The organism is Gemmatimonadota bacterium (assembly GCA_016719105.1).
In the GTDB taxonomy this organism is placed as follows: domain Bacteria; phylum Gemmatimonadota; class Gemmatimonadetes; order Gemmatimonadales; family Gemmatimonadaceae; genus SCN-70-22.
The window spans coordinates 700,534-721,535 of sequence record JADKAQ010000001.1; the positions used below are offsets into that span (position 1 = coordinate 700,534).

The following is a 21,002-nucleotide window of genomic DNA, read 5'->3' on the forward strand; positions in this document are numbered from 1 at the left end:
GAGACCATGACCTACGCCATTATCCGCACCGGCGGCAAGCAGTATCGGGTTCAGCCCGGGTCGACGCTGCGCATCGCGACGCTCCCCGGCGATGCCGGCGCCTCGGTTGAATTCAACGAAGTACTGCTCGGCTCCGACGGCTCGACCGTCCGTACCGGCGTCCCGTACCTTACCGGTGCCAAGGTGACCGGCGAGATCGTGAAGCATGGTCGCGGCGAAAAGATCGTCGTGTTCAAGTTCAAGCGCCGGAAGAACTACGCCCGCAAGCAGGGGCACCGGCAGGGGTTCACGGAAGTCCGCATCAAGGACATCACGCTCGGCTGACGAGGGGACACCATGGCACATAAAAAGGGCGTCGGCTCGTCCCGCAACGGGCGCGACAGCAATCCGAAGTACCGCGGAATCAAGAAGTACGGGGGCGAGGCCGTCCGCGCCGGGAACATCATCGTGCGCCAGTGCGGCACGCGGTGGCACCCGGGGCAGAACGTCGGACTCGGCACCGACTACACCATCTACGCGCTCGTCGATGGCGTCGTCCGCTTCCACCACAAGGACAAGAAGCGCCAGCAGGTGAGCGTCGACCCGTTCCCGGTCGAGACGGTTCCCGCCGCCTGATCTGCACCGCGCTGATGACAACGCCTCCGGTTCGCCGGGGGCGTTTTCGTTTGTCCGGCCAGCGAGAACGACGCCGCGGACGCAACACGCGGTCGCGACAGCCGGGGGCGGCCGCGGGGGTCGGACGGGCAGAACGACGGAGCACCGCCGAAGGGCGGACCATTGCCAGCCCGGTGCAACCTCCCCCATCGTACCATCGTACGGCACGACAGACCGGCGCCCTCTGGCGGTCCGGAGAGGATTTCCCCTGGCGGCAGGATGACTCCATGGCGCTCTGGAACAAGTTGCGGACCGAACTCGATCGCGCCGGACGCGTCGCGAATGACGCCCTCGACGAAGGCAAACTCCGCCTCGAGGTCTTCCGGGCGCGCCAACTCGTCGACCGCGCGGCCCAGTCGTTAGGCTACGCGGTCTACCGTGCCCGAACCGGGAAGGAGACGCCGGACGACCACGCGATGGTGCGACTGGTCGACGCGGTGCGCACGCGCGAGGAGGAGTTGGCCGTACTCGAGGATCGGATGCGCACGCTCACCGGGCGCAACGTCCCGGCTGACGGGGCCCCGCGCGCCGATGCCCCTCCGCCCCCCGCCTCCAGCGCTTCACCGTCGCCCGGTCCCGCGTCCGACGGTCCTGCTGCGACGCTCTAGGGGGAGCAGGTCGGTCGCGCCAGGGTCGGCCGAACACAACCGCACACACGACGAGGGGCGCACCGGCTGGTGCGCCCCTCGTGCATTGGGTGTCGGACGCGAACGTCGCGCGGGTGTTGCCGCGCGCACGTCCGCCGGCGCCATCTCAGGGCTTGGCGCGATAGTCTGGCGGCAGCGTCTTGTAGCGGCGCATCAGTTCGTCCTGGCGTGACGGCCGTTGCACCTCACGGCCACGCACGTACACCCGCTCGGCGCGCGTGTACAGCTCAAACGGATCGCCACTCCAGATCACCAGCGTCGCGTCACGACCGGGCTGCAGCGAGCCGACGCGGTCCGCGACGCCGTACATCTCCGCTGGGGTCAACGTCACCGCGCGCAGGGCGGCGTCCCACGGCATCCCGAAGGCGACCGCTACCCCTGCCTCGTACTTCACGTTGCGCGCGTTGAAGGCGTCGACGCCGCCGGCAATGATCACCCGGGCCCCGGCTTGCTGGAGCAGCGCCGCGTTCTCCTGCCGCGCCCCGAGCATCGAGAAGTCGCGCGGAATGTTGTTGAGCGCTCCCACGAGCACATAGGCCTTCGCTGCGGCAATCTGGTCGGCGACCTTCCACGCCTCGGTCGCCGAGGTGAGGGCGACCTTGATCCCGAACTCCTTGCCGATGTCGAGTGCGACGACGAGGTCGCTGGCGCGGTCGGCGTCGATGGCGAGCGGAATCTCGCCACGCAGTACGGGCTGTAGCGCCTCGAGATCGACCGGACGCGCGGCCAGCGGGCGCGAGGCGTTGGCGTCGTACCGACTGCGGCGCCTGGGCCAGTCACGGGCTTCGGCGAGGACGGCACGCAAACGCTGGTACACCTCGGCGCGCGAGGCGCCACGGTCTGGCCCCTTGGAGCCGATGTCGGCGAACATCGCCGCCGGCCCCTTGAGCAGGACGTCGCCTAACGCGCCGTCGCCGAGCGACACGACGGCGCCCTGGCCGCCAACAAGTCCGCCGCGCGGGATGAGCCCGACGGTGGTGATCCCGTCATTGCGCGTCACCTGCAGCAACGCCGACGCGGGATTGAAACCGTCCCACACCCGGAGCGACGGCGTCACCCCATCGCCCTGGCCGCTGGCGGACAGGTCGACCGTCTGCTCCACGGCGCCGATCTCGGTGAGGCCGAGCGAGGTGGTCGCATTGACGATGCCCGGCGTGACCCACTTGCCTTTCGCGTCGATGCGCTGCGCATCGGCAGGGATCGCGATGTTGCTCCCGACGGCGACGATCTTCCCGTCGCGGACGAGTACCGTCCCGTTCTCGATCGCCGGGCCGCTCACCGGATGGACCTTGCCCCCCGTGATTGCGATGGTCTGCGCGGAGAGCGATGCGGTGGCCACCGCGAGCGAGGCGCAGGCGACGCTCACCCAGGCCGGAATGCGTGTCATGATCGTCATCTCAGCGCCCTCCCTCGGTCTCGGGGACGAAGCCCAGTTCGAAGTCGGTGCGCCAGCGCGACGCGGGATTGAGGCGATCGTACAGCATGGCCCCGTCGATCCAGACTTTTTCTGCGCGAGAGTAGATGCTGAACGGCGTGCCGCTCCACAGCACGACATCGGCGTTCTTGCCCGGCTCGAGCGTCCCGACGCGATCCTCGAGGCCGAGCGCCCACGCCGGGTTGGCGGTGAGCCACCGAATGGCTTCGTCCTCGCTGATGTCGATGCCTAACGTGCGCGCCTCGGCGATGGACTTGGCCGCGTCCTGGTTGAGGCGCTGCATGCCGCTCGCGTCATCGGAGTGGACGATCGCGCGCGCTCCCGCTGCGTGCACGAGGGCGATGTTGGCTCGCACGCCGTCCATCGCCTCGACCTTGAAGCCGCCCCAGTCCGACCAGAGCGACGCCGAGATCCCCTTCTGGGCGAGGAGGTCGGCCAACTTGTAGGCCTCGACGCCATGATGGAACGATCGGATCTGGAAGCCGAACTCGTCGGCCACTTCCATCGCGCCTTCCATGTCGTTGGCGGTGTAGCAGTGCCACTGCACGAGAATGTTGCCGCGCAGCACCTCGGCCAGCGTCTCCATGTTGAGGTCGCGCGCCGGCGGCTCGCCCTTGCGGTCGGCGAGCCAGCGGTCCCAGCGACGGCGGTACTGCTCGGCCTGCAGGTACTGCGCGCGCCAACCGGCCACGTTGCCCATGCGGGTGGATGGGCCGCGGTTGGCATACATACGCTTGGGGTTCTCGCCGCAGGCGTGCTTGAGTCCGTACTTGGCGCCGGGGAACTTCATCCCCCGCACCGTGCGCGAGGGGACGACCTTGAGCGTCACGCCGCGTCCGCCGATGAGGTTGGCCGAGCCGGGGAGGACCTGGACCGTCGTGACGCCGCTCGCCAGCGCGCGCGGGAACTGCGGGTCCTGGGCGTAAATGGAGTGCTCGGCCCAGACGTTAGGCGTGGACGGACTCGTCGCTTCGTTGCCATCGCTCAACGCCTCGACACCGGGAGCCGGGTAGACCCCGAGGTGGGTGTGCGTATCGATGATGCCGGGAGTGACAAACTTGCCGGTGCCGTCGATGACCGTGGCATCCGAGGGCACGTCCAGGTTCATCCCGACCGCCGTGATCTTGCCGTCGCGCAGCAGGATCGACGCGCCACGTAGTGTCGGTCCGGCGGCCGTCATGATCGTGGCGTTGCGGATGACGGTCGTGCGCACTGCGAACGGACGATATGTACTGGGGAACGGATCGGCGTTCGGAAGGCTCAGGGCACCCGCGCCGGGGGAGACCTTCGGGGTGCTGTCGGCGGCGGTTAGCGCAGGGCGGGGGGCGGGTGCCGGCACGGGCTGCTGCGCGGCACAGCCCACGGCGCTCGCGCCGAGGAGGAGCGGGATGAACGCTCGCATGGGGTCGCTGGACTCCGGTGGCTGGAAGGGGGGACGACGGCGGCCGAAGCTACCGGTCGAGCCACCCCCCGGCCAGATGGCACCGTGACGCGCCGGGCCGTCGGAAAGGCGCGTCGCCGGGCGCCGGTTATCCTCCCTTCGCCCCCTCCCGCTGCCGGACGAAGGGAACGATCTCGTCGGTCACGTCGGTACACACCGCATCGACCCCGAGCGCGATGAGGAGCGAGACCGCCGCGGTGCTATTCACGGTCCAGGCGATGACCCGCCCACCGGCACCATGCACGCGGTTCACGAGCGCGGCGTCGATCATCTCCCAACGCTGCCAGTAGTCGCGCGCGCCGGCGGCCCGGAGCGCGCGTTCGGGTTCGACCAGATAGCTCGTCGTGAGAATCCCCGTCGGGAGCTCGCGCGCCATCTCGCGGACCGTGCGGGAAATGCGATGATCGAAGCTGTGGACGGCGGCGCGCGCCCGGTGCAAGGTGAGTTCCGAGACCACTCGGCTCTCGATCGACGGCGCCTTGACCTCGACGTACAGGGTTGCGCGTCCGTCGACGCAGGCAAGCGTCTCGTCGAGCGAAGGGATGTCCCCCCCACCGAAGGACTCTCGGCGGAGTTCGGAGAAGGTCAGCGCGGCGATGGGGACCCCGAGGCTTCCCGCTGGCGACCCGGGGGGTGGGAGGAGGTGCGCGTCATGGTGCACGACGACCACCCCGTCGCGAGTGGCATGCACGTCGAGCTCGATGCCATCGGCACCGGCCTCGATGGCCGCCGCAAAGCCTGCCAGGGTGTTCTCCCGCGACTTGCGCGGCATACCGCGATGGGCGATGACTTCCATTGACACCGGGCGTCAGGAGCGAGGGGCGGTGAGCGTGTCCGACCGGAAGCGCCCCCATCTTAACACTTTCCTCCGTCGGGCGTCTCACGGGTCGGAACCGGATACGAATGACCGCGGATATTGTATCGGGCGTGGAAGCGCCGGACGGCGAGTTGATCGCGCGCTGGCGCGCGGGTGACGAGCGAGCTGCCACCCTCCTGGTGGATCGGCACGCTCCGTCGGTCGCGCGATACGTGGCGAGTCTGGGGATTCGTGAGGGTGTGGACGAGGTGGTGCAGGACGCGTTCGTGCGGGCGTTTGGATCGCTGGACGCCTTTCGGGGCGACAGCTCGTTGCGAACCTGGATCTTCACCATCGCCAGGCGGTTGGTGCTGGACCGGCGACGCGCCCGCAAACGACAGCGGGACACGACGGAGTTGCAGGACGGAGACGTGGTGACCGAGTATGACGCCCTCGACGGGATGATCGCCGAGGAAGCCGAGCGGAAGATGCAGCGCGCCATTGGCCGCCTCACCGCGACGCAACGCGAGGTCTTCACGCTGCGGGTGAGCGATGGCCTGTCCTACAAGGAGATCGCCGACGTGGTCGGAACGACGGAAGGTGCGGCGCGCGTGCACTATCACAACGCGCTGCGGCAGATCAAGGAGACGCTCAATGACTGATTGCCCGAACGTCGCAATGCGGGAGCTGCTTCCCGAGCTGCTGCATGATGCCCTCTCCGCCACCGATCGGGTGGCCGTGGAGGCGCACCTCGCGAGCTGCGAGGACTGTGCGGCGGAGTTCGCGCTCCTGCGCGCTGCGCAGCGCACGATGGCAGGCGTCCGTGTCCCGGCCTTCGACACGGCGGCGATCGTCGCGGCCCTGCCGCGTCCTGGGGCGCGCGCTCTCCAGATTCAGCCCGTCGCCTCGCAGCGGCGACGCTCCCCGATCTTCTTCCGGCTGGCGGCGGCGATCACCTTCGTCTCGCTCGGCGGGATGTCGCTCGCGGTGGCGCGCTCCTACTTCGGGAGCTCGCCGGTGGCCATCGTCGACTCGGCGCTGACGGGGGAGGGACCCTCGCCCGTGGCGCAGCAGGCCGCACTCGACGCCGCGCCGGCGCTCGCCAGCGCCGACACCCCGGTGAGCAGCGGGTCGGCCGCGAGCGGCCCCTCCGTCCATACCGCGTTGGGCGACCTGAATGACGCCGAACTCGAATCCCTTCTCAGTCAGCTGGACCAACTCGAAGCCGCCCCATTGGCCGAACCCGAAAGCACGCCGGGCGGTCGCGTGGTGGCCAGCAATGGCACTGGTTCGTAGGAGACCCTGGTCGATGATCCGCCTTTTCGTCCCCCTGTTTGTCCTCGCTACGGCTGGCCAGCTCCAGGCGCAGCGCGTGACGAGCGGTGCCCCCCCGCGGGGGCGCGCGCAGCTCGAGCAGCGCTTTCGCGAACGATTCGGGCAGGTCCTCAAGGAGCGCCTCTCGCTCACCGACGCGCAGCTGGCACAGATGAGCGAGGTCAACACGCGACTGGAGAGCAAGCGACGCGAGCTCTTCATCGAGGAGCGCGCCGTGCGCAAGGAAATGCGCGACGTCCTCAAGGGCGCCGAGGATCAGGCGACCCAGGACCGCGTCGCACAGCTCATGGATCGTGCGCTGCGCGTCCAGCGCGCCCGCCTCGACCTGATGGAAAACGAGCAGCGCGAGCTGTCGACGTTCCTCACGCCGGTGCAGCGCGCCAAGTTCATGGGGATGCAGGAGCAGCTTCGCCGTCGTGCCGACGACATGCGCCGACGGGCCGAGGGCGACACGCTCCCCGATTCGCTCGGCATCGACATGCCGAGGCCCGGGCAACGCCGTCAGATGCTGCGACGGCCGGGCCAGCCGTAGCGCTCGGCCTTCACGCGCCGCGATGGGTGCCGTCACCCACCGCGATCGTCGGCTGGGGGCCGCGTTGAGCCGCCGCGGTTGCGACGCTACATTCCGGCGTCGGCCCGGGTGGCGGAATTGGTAGACGCAGGGGACTCAAAATCCCCCGCCCTCAGGGGTATACGAGTTCGAGTCTCGTCCTGGGCATGAGGGAAAGACACGGGGCGCGCTGTCATCGCAGCGCGCCCCGTGTCGTGTCAGAGGCCTCGGGCGGGCACGGGCCCTTCCCGCGCTTCGCCCTACTTGTACTGGATCGGTAGCAGGACGCGCGTGCGTACTACCTGGCCCTTCGACTTGCCGGGGGTGAACTCGATCTTCGCGACGACATTCTTCGCGGCGGAGGCGAACGCCGGGGTCGACGCCAGCACCACCTCGACGCTTCCCGGCTCGACCTTTCCGCTCACGTCCACGACGAACTGCACCTGCGCTTGACCCGCGACTCCGATACGCTTGAGGTTCGCCGGATACGAGTCCGCCACGAGGCGCGCCGTCTTGGCCGGGTTCGCGAGTCGGGGCGGGGTATCCACGTCCTCCCCGGCGTAGACCTGGTCGCTCGCCTGGGCGCGGAGCGCCGGAGCGGCAGCGAGGGTGAGCAGTGCGGCGGCAACGACGGGGAGCAGGCGATCAGGGCGCATACGGGTCACTCCGGAATTGATTGGGGTCAACCCGATCGAGTCTCGGACGCTCGCGCGCGCATCTGAAATCGCGTGCGTCGCTGTCCGCCGGTGTGGCGGATCGCCGCTCACTATCGTTGGAGGCGTGACATGGATCACCTGATTGCCCCCTTCTCGGACACGCCCGCGACGATGACGTCTCTCCCCTCAATCCTCGTCACGCGCCGGCTTCCCGAGCCCGTGGAGACCACGCTGGCGCAGGCGTACGGCGCCGTGCTCAACGCCACGGACGAGCCACTCGCCCCCCGCGATCTTCGCGCGGCGCTGGCGCGCTACGACATCGTGCTCTGCACGCTCACCGACCGCCTGACGAGGGACGTGCTCACCGACGGCGCTCGGCGCGTGCGCCTGCTCGCGAACTTCGGGGCGGGAACCAACCACATCGATCTCGAGGCGGCGCGCGACGCGGGAATCGTGGTGACCAACACCCCCGGCGTCCTGACCGACGATACGGCCGACCTCACGCTGCTGCTCATCCTGGCGGCGGCCCGCCGCGCGCGCGAAGGCGACCGTGAGCTGCGCGACGCCTCGTGGAGCGGCTGGCGTCCGACGCACTTGCTGGGGACGCGCGTGAGCGGAGCGACGTTAGGCATCGTGGGCTTCGGGCGCATCGGTCAGGCGGTCGCACGACGCGCGGCGCTCGGTTTCGGGATGCGTGTGTGCTATCACTCACGGCGCCGGGCCGATGCCGAGGTGGAGCGCGCCTGCGGTGCGTCGTACGTCCCGACACTCGATGCGCTCCTCCCGCAGTGCGACATGATCTCGTTGCATTGTCCCGCCACCCCCGACACCCATCACCTCATCGGCGACGCCGAGCTGCGCCGCATGCGGCCCTCGGCGTTCCTGGTGAACACCTCGCGCGGAGACGTGGTCGACGAGACTGCCCTGATCGCCGCCCTCCAGGACGGGACGATCCGCGGGGCCGGGCTGGACGTCTTCGAGCGAGAACCGGCGGTTCCCGAGCCGTTGCGCCTGCTCCCTAACGTCTTCGCCCTCCCGCACCTGGGGAGCGCCACGCAGGCGTCGCGCGTGGCCATGGGGGAGTGTGCGATCCGCAACATTGCCGCATTCCTGCGGGGCCAGGAGCCGCCGGATCGCGTGGTGTAGGGGAGGGGCCCGCCGCTGCCGCGTAAGGCACCGGCGCACTGGGCGACGATTGCCGGGCGAGTTCCACGCTCGCCGCGCCCTCCCATCGCACGTTGCGACGCGCATTCGCGGTGCGCGTGACGCGCGCGTGACGCCGCGCCGTATCTTGCCGGCACGGAACATCTCGCGTGTCGCGTGGCTATCAGTCCGCATTCGCTTGCCGCCTCAAACCACGCTCCCTAGCTTTCCGCGCACTTCCGATCATTGGTTGCCCGCGCGGCGCACCCCTTTAGTTCGCCGTCGTTCGCACGGGGCACTTCCGAGTCCACCCGACCTCCATGACGCTGACCATCGCTGCGCGCGCCACGAACACGGCGACGCTGAACACGCCGTTGCTGGTGACCCTGCTGCCTGCGGGCACCGACCTGCCGCCTCACCTCAAGGTGCTGGACAAGGCCATCGGCGGAGCGATCGGGCGCACCCTGCGTCGCGGCGATTTCCGCGGCGGGCGCGACGAGACGTTGCACCTGGTGGGCGGGAGCCGAGGCCCCCGGCGACTCCTGCTGGTCGGGTACGGTGCGGCCAGCGACCGGGCGCTCGCGCTGCGGCGTGCCGCGACGCTGGCCGCCCGCCAGGCGCACCGCATGGGGGTCGGCACGATGTCGATCGTCGCAGGTGCCGTCGATGCGGGCGAGGCCGAGGCGATCCTGGTTGGCGCGCAGCTCGGCTGCTGGGAGTATCTCGACCTGCGCACGCCACCGCCCGAGAGCGACCGTCGTGCCCCGCTTCGCGAGGCGACGCTGATCGCCGACAATGCCAAGTCGCTCGGGAGTGCCGTCGGCGCCGCCCAGGCGGTAGGGGCCGGGTACGCCCTCTCGCGCCGCCTCGCGCAGATGCCCGGCAACCTTTGTACCCCCGACCTGCTCGAGGAAACGGCGCGCGAGCTGGGCAAGCGCCACGCCCTCAAGGTCACGGTGCTGGGGCGCAAGGAGATGGAGCGCGAGAAGATGGGATCGTTCCTCTGCGTCGCGCAGGGAACGCCGCAGGATCCCAAGCTCGTCGCCATGGAGTATCGCAAGGGCCCTAAAGATCAGAAGCCCATCGTGCTCGTGGGGAAGGGGCTGTGCTTTGACACCGGCGGCATCTCCATCAAGCCCGCCGAGCGCATGGAGTTCATGAAGTTCGACATGTGCGGCGCGGCCGGTGTCATCGGCGCCATGGAAGCCATCGCCCGCCTCGCGCTCCCGATCAACGTCGTCGGCGTGTTCGGCGCGACGACCAACATGCCGTCTGGCACTGCCGTGAAGCCGGGCGACGTCGTGACCGCCTCCACCGGGACCACGATCGAGATCATCAACACGGACGCCGAAGGGCGACTGGTGCTGGCCGACGTCCTGGCGTGGGTCAAGCGCTTCGATCCGGCGGCCGTCGTCGATGCCGCCACCCTGACGGGCGCGTGCGTCGTCGCCCTCGGCAACACCACCACCGGCGCGCTCGGGAACGACGACGCCCTGGTGGCCGAGGTGGTGGGCGCCGCCCGCCGCGCGAGCGAGCCGGCTTGGCAGCTTCCGATGTTCGACGAGTACCGCGAGCAGATCAAGTCGGACGTCGCCGACATCAAGAACACGGGCGGTCGCGCCGGCGGGACGATCACGGCCGCCATGTTCCTTCGCGAGTTTGTCTCCTATCCGTGGGTGCATCTCGACGTGGCTGGCACCGCCTACAGCGAGAGCGACCTCGGCATCATCCCCAAGGGGCCGACCGGGACGCCCACGGGCACCTTCATCGAATTCGTTCGAGGGAGAGCGCACTGATCCCGTTGTTCCGATTCCTCCGGCTCGCCGGCCTCGGCCTCGCGGTCGGGGCCGTTTTTCACGGGACGGCAGGTGCCCAGCAGCGCCCGCCGGCCAAGCCCCCGGCGCGCCAGGAGGCGACCCCGGCGGCGAAGGCCGCCAAGGCCAAGGCCGACTCGATCAAGAAGGCTCGCGCCGATTCACTCAAGAAGGCCGGCGCGGACACGCTCCAGAAGGCGGGCGTCGACACGCTCAAGAAGCCGGCGTCCGATACGCTCAAGGCCCGCGCCGATTCGCTCGCGGCTGCGTCTGCGGCCGAGGTCAAGGCCGCGATGGAGAAGGCGGCGGCCGATTCGATCAAGCAGCGGCAGGATTCGCTGCGGGCCGATTCGGTCTTCACCGATTCGTTGCAGCGCGAGAGCCAGCGCATCCTGCGCGAGCAGGAGCGGCGCGGCGACACGGTCAAGGCGCCAACGCCATCGGCCGAGATGCCGCATCTCACGGACCTGGGCGACCCCTACCGCTGGGGACGTGACGAACTGGCGGCCACGGGGGCATTGACGTTAGGCGACCTGCTCGAGCGTGTCCCCGGGCTCACGGTCTTTCGCACCGGGTGGCTCGGGTCGCCGCAGGTGGGGGCGATGTTGGGTGACCTGGGAAAGGTCCGCGTCTTCTACGACGGCATCGAACTGGACGCGATCGATCCGAGAAACGGCGGGATGCTCGACCTGTCGTTCGTGCAACTCTGGCAACTCGAGGAAGTCCGCATTGAACGCGGGGCGAGCGAGGTCCGCGTGCACCTGCGTTCGTGGCGGGTGCGAAGCGTGACACCGTCGACGCGAGTCGACATCGGCACGGGCGACCTGGAAACCAACGGCTATCGCGGCTACTACGGACAACGGTGGCGGAACGGCGGGGCCTTGCAGCTGGGCGCCTACCAGATCGGGACGCGTGACAACCGCGGCGCCGGCGATGCCGACGGCCTCTCGCTCTTCGGCCGCGGTGGCTGGGCGCGCGGGCGTTTCAGCGCCGATGTGTCCTTCACCCGCTCCACGCGCTCGCGCACCGAACAACTGCGCGACGAGGACCTCGTCCCGGTCCGTCCCAACCTCCCGCTGTTCGACGGGGCGTTCAACGAGGCCTATCTCCGTGGCGCATACACCGACACCACGCGCGGCGTCTGGCTCCACCTTACCGCGGCCCGGCTCTCGCACACCCAGAACAACCTCGCCCACCGCGACACGGTGGACGTCCCGCTCCAGCCCACGTCGAACGAGCTGAGCATCGCCCGGCAGCAGTATGTCGCCGCGGCGGGGTGGGAGCGTGGGGCGCTCGCCGTCTCCTTCACCGGTCGTCTGCGTCGCCTCGACTCGCTCTCGCACTTCACGCCCTCCGCTCGCATCGCATACGAACGGTCGCGCGTTGCCCTCGCCGGCTTCGTGGAGCAACAGGACGAGCGCAAGCTTCGACGCGTCGACGGCTCGGGGCGGTTCCTGCCGCTCTCCTGGCTCGGCGTGTCGGGGGCGGTGAGCTACTACGCGCCCACGCAGGGCGGGCTCTTCCCGACGTCGCTGACCTACCGCGGCGAAGTTGGCGTTCGGCTCAACCGGGCCTGGCTCTCGGGCGGGATCATGTCGCGCGACACCGCGCAGCTCATCGCACCCATCGTCTTCGACACCGGCTTCACGGGGCGTTCGGTCGGTGCGGCCACCGGGACCTTCGTGGCGTTCCGAGGCAAGGTCTGGAAGGACCTCGGCTTCGACGTGATCGCGGTGAAGTGGGATTCGGCCGGGATGCTCCGCCCCGAGTATCAGACGAGATCGCAGCTCTACATCGAGACCGGGTGGCGCTCGCGCTTTCCGACCGGGAACCTGCACATCCTGTTCGCCATCTCGCACGAGTACCGCACGCAGGCCCTCTTTCCGCTCGGCGACCAGATCCTGGCGGCGTCGCAATACCGGTCGTTGGGTGCGCAGCTCGAGATTCGGTTGCTGCAGGCGACGCTCACGTACCAGTTTCGGAATGCGCTCAACGAGATCTACCAGCAGGTGCCTGGCTTTCTACATGCACCGGCCGGTGCAGTTCTACGGCGTGCGATGGTACTTCTTCAATTGATTGACAAGGTTATTGTCCTGCAATAACTTGCGCGGCCTCATATGATCCGAAGCATGACGGGTTTTGGCGTGGCGGAAGGGACGGTAGGCGCTGCACGCGTCGCCGTCGAGATCCGCTCCGTCAATCATCGATTCTTCAACGCGACCATACGCCTCCCCTCGGAGTTGGGCCGATGGGAGACCGAGGTGCGCGAGGCGCTTCGCAAGCGTGTCACCCGCGGCCACATCTCGCTCACGGCTCGCGTCGAGCGCGGCGTAGCGGGGGCTCCGGCCATCGACGAGACGCGATTCGGCGCCTACGTCGAACTCTTGCGGCGGCTGCAGGCGCGCTACCAGCTCGACGGCGAGATCGACGTCGCGGCCGTGCTCCGCATGCCCGACGTGATGTCCTCGATCTCCGAGGGAGAGGACGGCGACGTGAGTGAACTGCTCGCCATCGTCGACGCGTCGGCCCAGGCGCTCTCCGCGTCACGCGAGGAAGAGGGGGAGCGACTCGCCGTGTACTTGCTGGAGCGCCTGGCGATCGTCGAAGGGGCGCTCTCCCGCATCGCCGAGCGTGCCCCAACGCGGCTGCTCGAACAGCGGGAGCGGCTCCGCGCCTCGGTGCGGGAGCTGGCGCAGGGGGTGGCGGTGGACGAGGGGCGACTGGCGATGGAAATCGCCGTCCTGGCCGACCGACTCGACGTGCAAGAGGAGCTGTCGCGCTTCAAGTCGCACAACACGGCCTTCCGGCAGACGCTGTCGCGCAAGGATGGTGAGCCGGTGGGCAAGCGGCTCGGCTTCCTGTTGCAGGAGATGCTGCGCGAGGCGAACACGACCGGGAGCAAGTCCAACGACGCGGCCATGCTGGCCGACGTCGTGACGATCAAGGAGGAGCTGGAGCGGATCCGCGAGCAGGTGGAGAACCTCGAGTGAACCCGTTTCCGCTCATCCTGTCGTCTCCCTCGGGGGGAGGGAAAACGACCCTCGCCCGCATGTTGCTTCAGCGGCGGGAGGACGTCGGATACTCGATCTCCTGCACGACACGCTCGCCGAGGAATGGCGAGACGCACGGGAAGGACTACCACTTCCTGTCGCTCGACGACTTCCGGGATCGACGGGGGCGCGGCGACTTCGCCGAATCGGCCGAGGTCCACGGGAACCTGTACGGGACGCTCAAGTCCGAGGTGGACCGGGTTTTCGGGACCGGACGGCACGTGGTGATGGACATCGATATTCAGGGGGCGAGACAATTCATCGCCGCGTACCCCGAATCGGTGTTAGTCTTCCTCCTTCCACCGTCGGCCGAAGTCCTGCTGGGACGACTGACGGGTCGGAACACCGAGTCCCCGGAGGCGGTGCGCAAGCGCCTCACCGGCGCCCGCGACGAGTTGGCGGCGGTGGGGAGCTATCAGTACGTGGTCGTGAACGACGATCTGGAGCGCGCCTACACGCAGGTCGCCTCCATTGTCGATGCAGAAACGGTGCGGCACCGCCGGGTGCCGCTGCTGGAGGATCGGGTGCGGCAGCTCGTAGATGGGCTGGACCGCGAAATCACGAAGTACGCACGAGCAACCTGACGAGCTATGCGAGTCTTTACGCCTGACGAAATCGCCAACGCTTCCGCCAACAAGTACCTCGGGGTCCTCGTGGCGGCGAAGTACGCGCGCGTGCTCAACGAGATGCCGAAGAACCTGACGCCGAGCGCGCGCGAGAAGAAGCTGACGACGCGCGCCATGGAGGAGCTGGCCGGTGGCGACGTGGAGTACAAGGTGATCCCCCGCCGTCGCGCGGAGTAGCGCCCGTTCGTCCGTTCGCGAAGCGCCGCATCCTCCTCGGGGTCACGGGAGGGATCGCCAGCTACAAGTCGGCCTCGCTGGCGCGTTTGCTCACGCAGGCCGGCGCCGAGGTCGACGTTGTCCTGACGCGTTCGGCGCTGGAGTTCATCGGCGCCGTGACGTTTGAGGCGCTCACCGGGCGCGCGGTCCACACGGAGCTCATTGCCCCCGGGCACGCCCTCGATCACATCAAGCTCGCGCGAGGCGCAGACCTGGTGCTGGTTGCGCCGGCCACCGCCGACACACTCGCGCGCGCCGCACACGGCTTCGCCAACGACCTCCTCACGGCGGCGCTACTCGCCACGACGGCGCCGGTCCTCATCGCCCCGGCGATGAACGACCGCATGTGGGGACACCCCCAAACGACGCGCAACGTGGCGCACCTGCGCGAGTTCGGCTATCACGTCATCGACCCGGACGTTGGGGACCTCGCCGTCGGCGAGGGATTCGGCCCCGGTCGCATGCCCGAGCCGGAGACGATCCTCTTCCACGCGGCGCGGTTGCTCGAAGGGCACCTGCCGCTTGCCGGGCGCACCATCGTCGTGACCGCCGGCCCCACGCGCGAAGCGGTCGACCCCGTGCGGTTCATCTCCAACCGCAGCAGCGGGAAGATGGGAGTGGCGATCGCGGAGGCGGCGTGGCGACGGGGCGCGCACGTGAAGCTCATTGCCGGCCCGTTAGGCGTGACGCCGGCCCCGGTCCTCGATGTCGAACGCGTCACCACCACCGCGGAGATGCGTGACGCCGTCGCGCGCGCCCTGCCGCACGCCGACATCCTCGTGATGGCGGCGGCGCCGTCCGACTTTCGGCCGGTCACGGTGTCGGGGTCGAAGATCAAGAAATCCGGCGCCCCCGAGGCGATCGCCCTCGCCCCCACGCCCGACATCCTGCGCGACACGATGAGTGCCCGCCGGCCAGGGGCGATCATCGTCGGCTTCGCGCTGGAGACCGACGACGTTCTCGCGAACGGCGCCTCCAAGCTGTCTGCCAAGGGACTCGACCTGATCGTCGTGAACGACGCGCGCGAGGCGGGGGCCGGCTTCGAGGGTGATACAAACCGCGTCACCTTCCTCTCGCGGGATGGGGCAAGCGAGCCACTGCCGTTGCTCAGCAAGCGCGAGGTGGCCGACGCCATCCTCGACCGCGTCGAGAGGCAGCTCGGTGGACGCTAAGGAGCGACTGCGCCTCTACCTCGAGCAGCGGCGCGATGCGGGCGAGACGGAGCTGGTCCTCGATTCCATGTCGGTCGAGGAGGTCATGCGCATGTTGGGCGCCGGCGGCGCCGGGCGGGGGACGCCTGGCGCCTCCGCTGCAGCGGCTCGTGCGGTTCCCGCCTTCGATCGACCTGCCCCCGCCGATCGTCCCGCCGTCGCGGCGCCCGCCGCCAGCGAACCGCCGGGCGACTGGCGACAGGCGCTACGAGCGCTCGACTCCCGCCCGTCGGGCGAGGGGAAGGGTGAGGCCGCTCAGTCGCCCCCGCCGGTGCCGCGCGCGCCGCTCCCGCGCACCGACAGCCAGCGCGCCCCGTCGCCGGCCGCGGCCGCCGCTCGCCCGCTCCCTCCCGAGGCACCGCCCGGTTCGGAGGGCGATCGTCCCGATGCCCCAGTCTCCTCGAGTCGTCCCATGACCGCTCCCGCCGAAGGCTCGCCGCCGCAGGAGGCGTCGCACGCCACGATCCCCCTCGAGCAGGTTCCCACCGGGCTCGTCGTCGGGTCGCCCGCGCACGAGCTCTTCGGGGGACCCCAGTCCCCGTGGCAGACGCTGGATGACATCGCCGCGGCGGCGGCGCACTGTGAACGCTGCACCCTCTTTCGCACCGCCAAGCAGGCTGTCCCCGGCCAGGGGAATCCGGAGGCCGACTTCGTCTGCGTCGGCGAGGCGCCGGGAGCCAACGAGGACGAGCAGGGGGTGCCGTTCGTGGGGCAGGCGGGGCAACTGCTGACCAAGATCCTCGCCGCCATCAACCTGTCGCGCGACGACGTCTTCATCTGCAACGTGCTCAAGCACCGCCCCCCGGGGAACCGCAACCCGACCCCCGACGAGGTCACGGCCTGTTCGCCATTCCTCGTTAGGCAGATCGAGCTGCTCAACCCCAAGGTGATCGTCGCGCTCGGGACGTTTGCGGCGCAAACACTATTGCAGACCAAGGAGCCGATCGGCAAACTGCGCGGCAAGATCCACCGCTACTACGGGGTGCCCCTGATCGTCACCTACCACCCGGCGGCATTGCTGCGCAATCCGTCGTGGAAGCGCCCGACCTGGGAAGATGTCCAGCTTGCTCGACGACTCTTCGACCGCGCCCGCAGCGCGTGATCCGTTCCGCGATCGGCGCCCTCCCTATTCGGAGGACGCCGAGCAGGCGGTGATCTCGGCGATGATGATGGATCGCAACGCCATCGTGCGTGCGATCGAGTTCGTCGACGATACGATGTTCTATCGCGAGGCGCACCGGCGCCTCTTTCGTGCGATGCTCTCGCTCAACGAGCGAGGGTCGGTCGTCGACGTCCTCACCCTTGCCAACGAGCTCTCGCTGCGCGGGGAGCTCGAGGTGTCGGGGGGGAAGGACTACCTCGCCGAACTCGTCGACGCCGTCCCCACGTCGGCCAACGTCGAGTACCACGCCAAGATCATCCGCGAGAAGGCGATCGTCCGTCGCCTCATCGAGACGTCGACCGAGATCATCACCTCGGCGTACGAAGGGAAGACGACGTCGCACGACCTGCTCGACACGGCCGAGCAGCGCATCTTCCAGATCAACCAGTCGCGCAAGTCCGAGGGCTTCCATCGCATCAAGGAACTCCTCTGGCAGGCGATGGAGAAGATCGAGGAGCTGAGCCGCCACGGCGAGAGCGTGACCGGCGTCCCCTCCGGCTTCGACGACCTCGACAAGCTCACGTTAGGCTTCCAGCCGTCCGAACTGACGATCGTCGCCGCGCGTCCGTCGATGGGCAAGACCGCCTTCGTCCTCAACGTGGCACAGAACGCGGCCTACTACGGCAAGACGGCCGTGGCGCTCTTCTCCCTGGAAATGGCGAAGGAGCAGCTCGTGACGCGTATGCTCGCCGCCGAGGGGTGGGTCGATGCGCAAAAGCTGCGCAGCGGCAAACTGACCGACGACGACTTCCGCAACCTGGCCAAGGCCTCCGGCATCCTCGGCACGCTCCCCATCTGGATCGACGACACGCCAGGGCTCTCCATCCTCGAGATCCGCTCGCGTTGCCGGCGCCTCAAGGCCGAGAACAACATCGGGTTGATCATCATCGACTACCTGCAGCTCATCCAGGGGCCGGCCGATTCCGAGAGCCGCCAGCAGGAAGTGAGCTACATCTCGCGCTCGCTCAAGATCCTTGCGCGCGAACTCGAGGTTCCCGTCGTCTGCCTGTCGCAGCTCTCGCGCGGTCCGGAGCAGCGCACTGGCGAGAACAAGCGGCCGCAACTCTCCGACCTGCGCGAATCGGGGGCCATCGAGCAGGACGCCGACGTCGTGATGTTCCTCTATCGCCCCGAGTATTACGAAGGCGCGCACGACGAGCGCGGCGAACCGCGCCGCCTGGCCGACGGCACGCCGCTCGACGGGCTCGCCGAGGTCATCATTGGCAAGCAGCGCAACGGTCCGACCGACACGGTGCGCATGTACTTCCACAAGAAGTACACGCGCTTCGACAACTACTCGCCGCGCCAGGAGTGATGGCGGCGCGCGCCAAGTCGGTGTACCGCTGCACGGAGTGCGGCGCCGAACATCCCAAGTGGGCCGGGCGGTGCGAGGCATGCGGCGAATGGAACACGCTGGCTGAGGAGGCGGCGCCGCGCCCGGCCAAGCCGGCCGCGCGCTCGCGCGTGGCCCCGGGCACGCACCCGGCGGCCGCGGGGGCCGCGTCGCCGGTCAAGCTGCGCGACGTGCAGTCGGCGCGCGCCTCGCGGCTCTCCTCTGGCATTGCGGAGTTGGACTTCGTGCTCGGCGGGGGGATCGTGCCGGGGTCGATGGTGCTGGTGGGCGGCGAGCCCGGAATCGGCAAGTCGACCCTCCTGTTGCAGGTGGCGGGCTCGCTCACCGCGGGAGGAACCAACGTCCTCTACGTCTCGGGGGAGGAGTCGCCGCTGCAGGTCAAGCTGCGCGCCGAGCGGCTCGGACAGGCGGAAGAGGTGCAACTCCTCTGCGAAACGTCGTTGGAGCAGATCCTGGAGGTCGCCACTGCGGTGCGGCCGGCGGTGATGGTCGTCGACTCGATCCAGACAACGGCGACCGAGGAACTCGAGGGGGCGCCGGGGAACGTCGGGCAGGTGCGCGAGTGTGCCGCGCGCCTGATGCGCTACGCCAAGTCGGCGGGGGCGACGGTCATCGTCGTGGGGCACGTGACCAAGGGAGGCGGGATCGCCGGCCCCAAGACCCTCGAGCACATCGTCGATACGGTGCTGTACTTCGAGGGCGAAGGGACCGGCGACCATCGCATCCTGCGGGCGACGAAGAACCGCTTCGGTTCGGTCGACGAGATCGGCGTCTTTCGCATGACCGAGGACGGGCTCTTGGGGGTCGGCAATCCGTCGGCGCTCTTCCTCGGCGACCGCCAGGGGCGCGCATCCGGGAGCGCGATCACGGCGCTCCTCGAAGGGACGCGCCCGGTGCTCGTCGAGGTGCAGGCGCTGGCGGCCAAGGCCGGATTCGGGACGCCGCAGCGTGTCGCGACCGGCTTCGATGGACGGCGTCTTGCCTTGCTCCTCGCGGTGCTCGACAAGCGCGCGGGACTGTCCTTCGCTCCGCTCGACGTCTTCCTGAACGTGGTCGGGGGGCTGCGCATGCAGGAACCCGCAGGCGATCTCGCGGTCGCGGCGGCGCTCGCCTCCAGCGTCTACGACCAGGCACTTCCCTCGGAGGCGGTCTTCATCGGCGAGGTCGGACTCGGCGGCGAGGTGCGCCCAGTCTCGCAGACCGAACGCCGACTGGCCGAGGCGGCGCAGCTTGGCTTTCGTACGGTGTACCTCTCGGAGCGCGCGCTGCCCCGCAAGTCGCCCGACGGCATCCGCGTGGTTGGGGTGGGAACGTTAGGCAACCTGTTCAAGGACCTGTTCCGCTGATGCGTCACGAAACGTCGCACGACCCGCCGCACGACCTGCAGCACACCCATCGCGGCGACGATCACCAGGATGACCACGAGCGTGACCACGACGCCACGGGCGACTCGCACGATGGGCACGACGTGGCGCGCGCGCCCGGTCACCTGCCGCGCGAGACGACGCCGGCGGAGCTGCGCCCCGAGTCTGCGGGACCGCGCGACGTCGGCGTCATCGTCGTGGCCGCGGGAAGCGGGTCGAGAACCGGACAGGCGGAGCTGAAGCAGTTTCGCTGGGTCGCCGGGAAACCCATGCTCCTGCACAGCCTGCAGGCCTTCCACCGGCGCGCCGACGTGGCGCAGGTCGTGGCGGTGCTTCCGCGTTCGGTCGCCGGCGATCCGCCCCCCTGGATCTTCCAGTGCGACGTCGACCGCCTGCTGGTCGGCGTTGGGGGGCGCGAGCGTGGCGACAGCGTCTGGAGTGGAATCGAGGACCTCGACGATGAGGTGGAGATCGTCGTGGTGCACGACGCGGCGCGCCCCCTCGTGACCGACGCGACCATCGACGCCGTGATCCGCCAGGCGCGGACCGGCACCGCGGCGGTCGCCGCACTGCCGGTCGTCGACACGCTCAAGGAGGTCGACGACGAAGGACGCATTGTGCGCACCGTCGACCGGGCCAAACTGTGGCGTGCGCAGACGCCGCAGGCCTTCCCGCGCGACATGCTCGAGCGCGCGCACCTGGAAGCGCGGCGCGCGGGAATCTCGGCCACCGACGACGCCGCGCTCTGCGAGCGCCTTGGCTTCCCCGTGGTCGTCGTGCGGGGGAGCGAACGCGCCATGAAGGTCACGGAAGCGGGCGACTTCGCGCGCGCCGAGGCCATCGCCCAGATCCCGGAATGAGCACCGCCTCGTTCTCGGTTCCGTTCTGGTCCCCCCCGGAGGTCGAAGCGTCGCTGCGGGAGACGATCGAGCACCTGCAGAACGGCGGGGTTTTGGCCTACCCGACCGAGACGGTGTACGGTTTCGGCACGGCGGTCGACCATGACGCCGTGGAGACGCTGGTGCAGCTCAAGCATCGTCCCCCGGCCAAGCCATTCCTCCTGCTCATCGCCGGGAGCGACATGCTGGCGCGGCTCGACCTCGCCCTGACGCGAGCGGCGTCGTCGCTGGCGGCGCGCCACTGGCCCGGCCCGCTCACGCTCGTGCTCACCGGGGGCGATCGCCGCGTCCCGCCTCGGCTGCGCGGCCCGGAGGGCGGAGTGGCCGTGCGCTGGACCTCGCACCCCGGGCTGCAGCGGCTGCTCCGGGCCTACGGCGACCCGATCACATCGACGAGCGCCAATCGTCCGCGACAGCCCCCGGCGATGACGGCGGGTGAGATCGTGCAGCAGTGGCAACCCGAGATCGCCCGCGGGACCATTCGCCTGCTCGACGGGGGACGCCTGGTGGATTCGCCGCCATCGACCGTGGTCGATTGCACAGGGAGCCGTCCACGCGTCATTCGACCGGGGGCCATTTCGTCCGCCGTCCTTCGCGAGACGGTCCCCGACCTCGTGGGCGACCTCTGACTCCTCCGATCGGGCGAATG

Annotated in this window: 22 protein-coding genes and 1 tRNA gene; 19 read left to right on the forward strand and 4 right to left on the reverse strand. The window is 69.2% G+C overall.

Features of this window, described 5'->3' with window-relative positions; all coding sequences use genetic code 11:
* The first annotated feature begins 6 nt into the window (after positions 1-6).
* The 3 genes from rplU to IPN47_03055 all read left to right on the forward strand — a co-directional run bounded on the left by rplU (position 7) and on the right by IPN47_03055 (position 1,262).
* On the forward strand, positions 7-324 hold the full coding sequence (gene rplU, locus IPN47_03045; GenBank protein ID MBK9407022.1) for a 50S ribosomal protein L21: 318 nt from the start codon (positions 7-9) through the stop codon (positions 322-324).
* Between the two features lie 12 nt (positions 325-336).
* Positions 337-615 (forward strand): 50S ribosomal protein L27, encoded by a 279-nt coding sequence (rpmA, locus tag IPN47_03050; protein ID MBK9407023.1) that lies wholly within the window; start codon positions 337-339, stop codon positions 613-615.
* A gap of 266 nt (positions 616-881) precedes the next feature.
* Complete coding sequence (locus IPN47_03055) at positions 882-1,262, forward strand: hypothetical protein (protein MBK9407024.1); 381 nt, start codon at positions 882-884, stop codon at positions 1,260-1,262.
* A 145-nt stretch (positions 1,263-1,407) separates the two neighbouring features.
* Here IPN47_03055 and IPN47_03060 read toward each other — a convergent pair whose 3' ends face one another.
* The 3 genes from IPN47_03060 to IPN47_03070 form a co-directional block, all read right to left on the reverse strand.
* Entirely contained in the window at positions 1,408-2,688 is a 1,281-nt protein-coding gene (locus IPN47_03060) for an amidohydrolase family protein (protein MBK9407025.1), read from the reverse strand.
* Positions 2,689-2,698: 10 nt separating this feature from the next.
* Positions 2,699-4,138 carry an amidohydrolase family protein gene (locus tag IPN47_03065; protein MBK9407026.1) on the reverse strand — a complete coding sequence of 480 codons (1,440 nt, stop codon included), beginning with the start codon at positions 4,136-4,138 and terminating at the stop codon, positions 2,699-2,701.
* A 127-nt stretch (positions 4,139-4,265) separates the two neighbouring features.
* Positions 4,266-4,949 carry a glycerophosphodiester phosphodiesterase gene (locus IPN47_03070; GenBank protein ID MBK9407027.1) on the reverse strand — a complete coding sequence of 228 codons (684 nt, stop codon included), beginning with the start codon at positions 4,947-4,949 and terminating at the stop codon, positions 4,266-4,268.
* A gap of 131 nt (positions 4,950-5,080) precedes the next feature.
* On the opposite strand from IPN47_03070, the gene IPN47_03075 reads away from it, so the two are divergent.
* From IPN47_03075 to IPN47_03090, 4 genes are all read left to right on the forward strand, one after another.
* Complete coding sequence (locus IPN47_03075) at positions 5,081-5,635, forward strand: RNA polymerase sigma factor (protein MBK9407028.1); 555 nt, start codon at positions 5,081-5,083, stop codon at positions 5,633-5,635.
* 16 nt (positions 5,636-5,651) lie between these two features.
* Complete coding sequence (locus tag IPN47_03080; GenBank protein ID MBK9407029.1) at positions 5,652-6,269, forward strand: zf-HC2 domain-containing protein; 618 nt, start codon at positions 5,652-5,654, stop codon at positions 6,267-6,269.
* A 13-nt stretch (positions 6,270-6,282) separates the two neighbouring features.
* Positions 6,283-6,840, forward strand: a complete 558-nt coding sequence (locus IPN47_03085; protein MBK9407030.1) for a Spy/CpxP family protein refolding chaperone — start codon at positions 6,283-6,285, stop codon at positions 6,838-6,840.
* Between the two features lie 102 nt (positions 6,841-6,942).
* Positions 6,943-7,026: transfer RNA gene (locus tag IPN47_03090), tRNA-Leu, on the forward strand.
* Positions 7,027-7,118: 92 nt separating this feature from the next.
* On the opposite strand, the gene IPN47_03095 is transcribed toward IPN47_03090, so the two are convergent.
* Positions 7,119-7,514 carry a TonB family protein gene (locus IPN47_03095; protein ID MBK9407031.1) on the reverse strand — a complete coding sequence of 132 codons (396 nt, stop codon included), beginning with the start codon at positions 7,512-7,514 and terminating at the stop codon, positions 7,119-7,121.
* Positions 7,515-7,685: 171 nt separating this feature from the next.
* Here IPN47_03095 and IPN47_03100 point away from each other — a divergent pair, with 171 nt between their 5' ends.
* From IPN47_03100 to IPN47_03155, 12 genes are all read left to right on the forward strand, one after another.
* Positions 7,686-8,660, forward strand: a complete 975-nt coding sequence (locus IPN47_03100) for a D-glycerate dehydrogenase (protein ID MBK9407032.1) — start codon at positions 7,686-7,688, stop codon at positions 8,658-8,660.
* Between the two features lie 317 nt (positions 8,661-8,977).
* The gene (locus IPN47_03105) at positions 8,978-10,453 is read left to right on the forward strand and encodes a leucyl aminopeptidase (protein ID MBK9407033.1); all 1,476 of its coding nucleotides are present in this window, start codon (positions 8,978-8,980) and stop codon (positions 10,451-10,453) included.
* A 5-nt stretch (positions 10,454-10,458) separates the two neighbouring features.
* The gene (locus IPN47_03110; protein ID MBK9407034.1) at positions 10,459-12,573 is read left to right on the forward strand and encodes a hypothetical protein; all 2,115 of its coding nucleotides are present in this window, start codon (positions 10,459-10,461) and stop codon (positions 12,571-12,573) included.
* Positions 12,574-12,600: 27 nt separating this feature from the next.
* Positions 12,601-13,461, forward strand: coding sequence for a YicC family protein (locus IPN47_03115; GenBank protein ID MBK9407035.1), 861 nt, complete (start codon positions 12,601-12,603; stop codon positions 13,459-13,461).
* Positions 13,458-14,105, forward strand: coding sequence for a guanylate kinase (gene gmk / locus IPN47_03120; protein ID MBK9407036.1), 648 nt, complete (start codon positions 13,458-13,460; stop codon positions 14,103-14,105). Before IPN47_03115 ends, gmk begins: the two co-directional genes overlap by 4 nt.
* 6 nt (positions 14,106-14,111) lie before the next feature.
* The gene (locus IPN47_03125) at positions 14,112-14,324 is read left to right on the forward strand and encodes a DNA-directed RNA polymerase subunit omega (GenBank protein MBK9407037.1); all 213 of its coding nucleotides are present in this window, start codon (positions 14,112-14,114) and stop codon (positions 14,322-14,324) included.
* A 29-nt stretch (positions 14,325-14,353) separates the two neighbouring features.
* Positions 14,354-15,535 (forward strand): bifunctional phosphopantothenoylcysteine decarboxylase/phosphopantothenate--cysteine ligase CoaBC, encoded by a 1,182-nt coding sequence (gene coaBC, locus IPN47_03130; protein ID MBK9407038.1) that lies wholly within the window; start codon positions 14,354-14,356, stop codon positions 15,533-15,535.
* 451 nt (positions 15,536-15,986) lie between these two features.
* Complete coding sequence (locus IPN47_03135) at positions 15,987-16,676, forward strand: uracil-DNA glycosylase (GenBank protein ID MBK9407039.1); 690 nt, start codon at positions 15,987-15,989, stop codon at positions 16,674-16,676.
* Positions 16,630-18,051: a replicative DNA helicase gene (gene dnaB / locus IPN47_03140; GenBank protein ID MBK9407040.1), complete on the forward strand. Its 1,422-nt coding sequence runs from the start codon at positions 16,630-16,632 to the stop codon at positions 18,049-18,051. Before IPN47_03135 ends, dnaB begins: the two co-directional genes overlap by 47 nt.
* Positions 18,051-19,436, forward strand: coding sequence for a DNA repair protein RadA (radA, locus tag IPN47_03145; protein ID MBK9407041.1), 1,386 nt, complete (start codon positions 18,051-18,053; stop codon positions 19,434-19,436). The genes dnaB and radA overlap by 1 nt, the downstream gene beginning before the upstream one ends.
* Before the next feature lie 170 nt (positions 19,437-19,606).
* Positions 19,607-20,314: a 2-C-methyl-D-erythritol 4-phosphate cytidylyltransferase gene (gene ispD / locus IPN47_03150; GenBank protein ID MBK9407042.1), complete on the forward strand. Its 708-nt coding sequence runs from the start codon at positions 19,607-19,609 to the stop codon at positions 20,312-20,314.
* Positions 20,311-20,982, forward strand: a complete 672-nt coding sequence (locus IPN47_03155) for a threonylcarbamoyl-AMP synthase (protein ID MBK9407043.1) — start codon at positions 20,311-20,313, stop codon at positions 20,980-20,982. The genes ispD and IPN47_03155 overlap by 4 nt, the downstream gene beginning before the upstream one ends.
* The last annotated feature ends 20 nt before the right edge of the window (positions 20,983-21,002 follow it).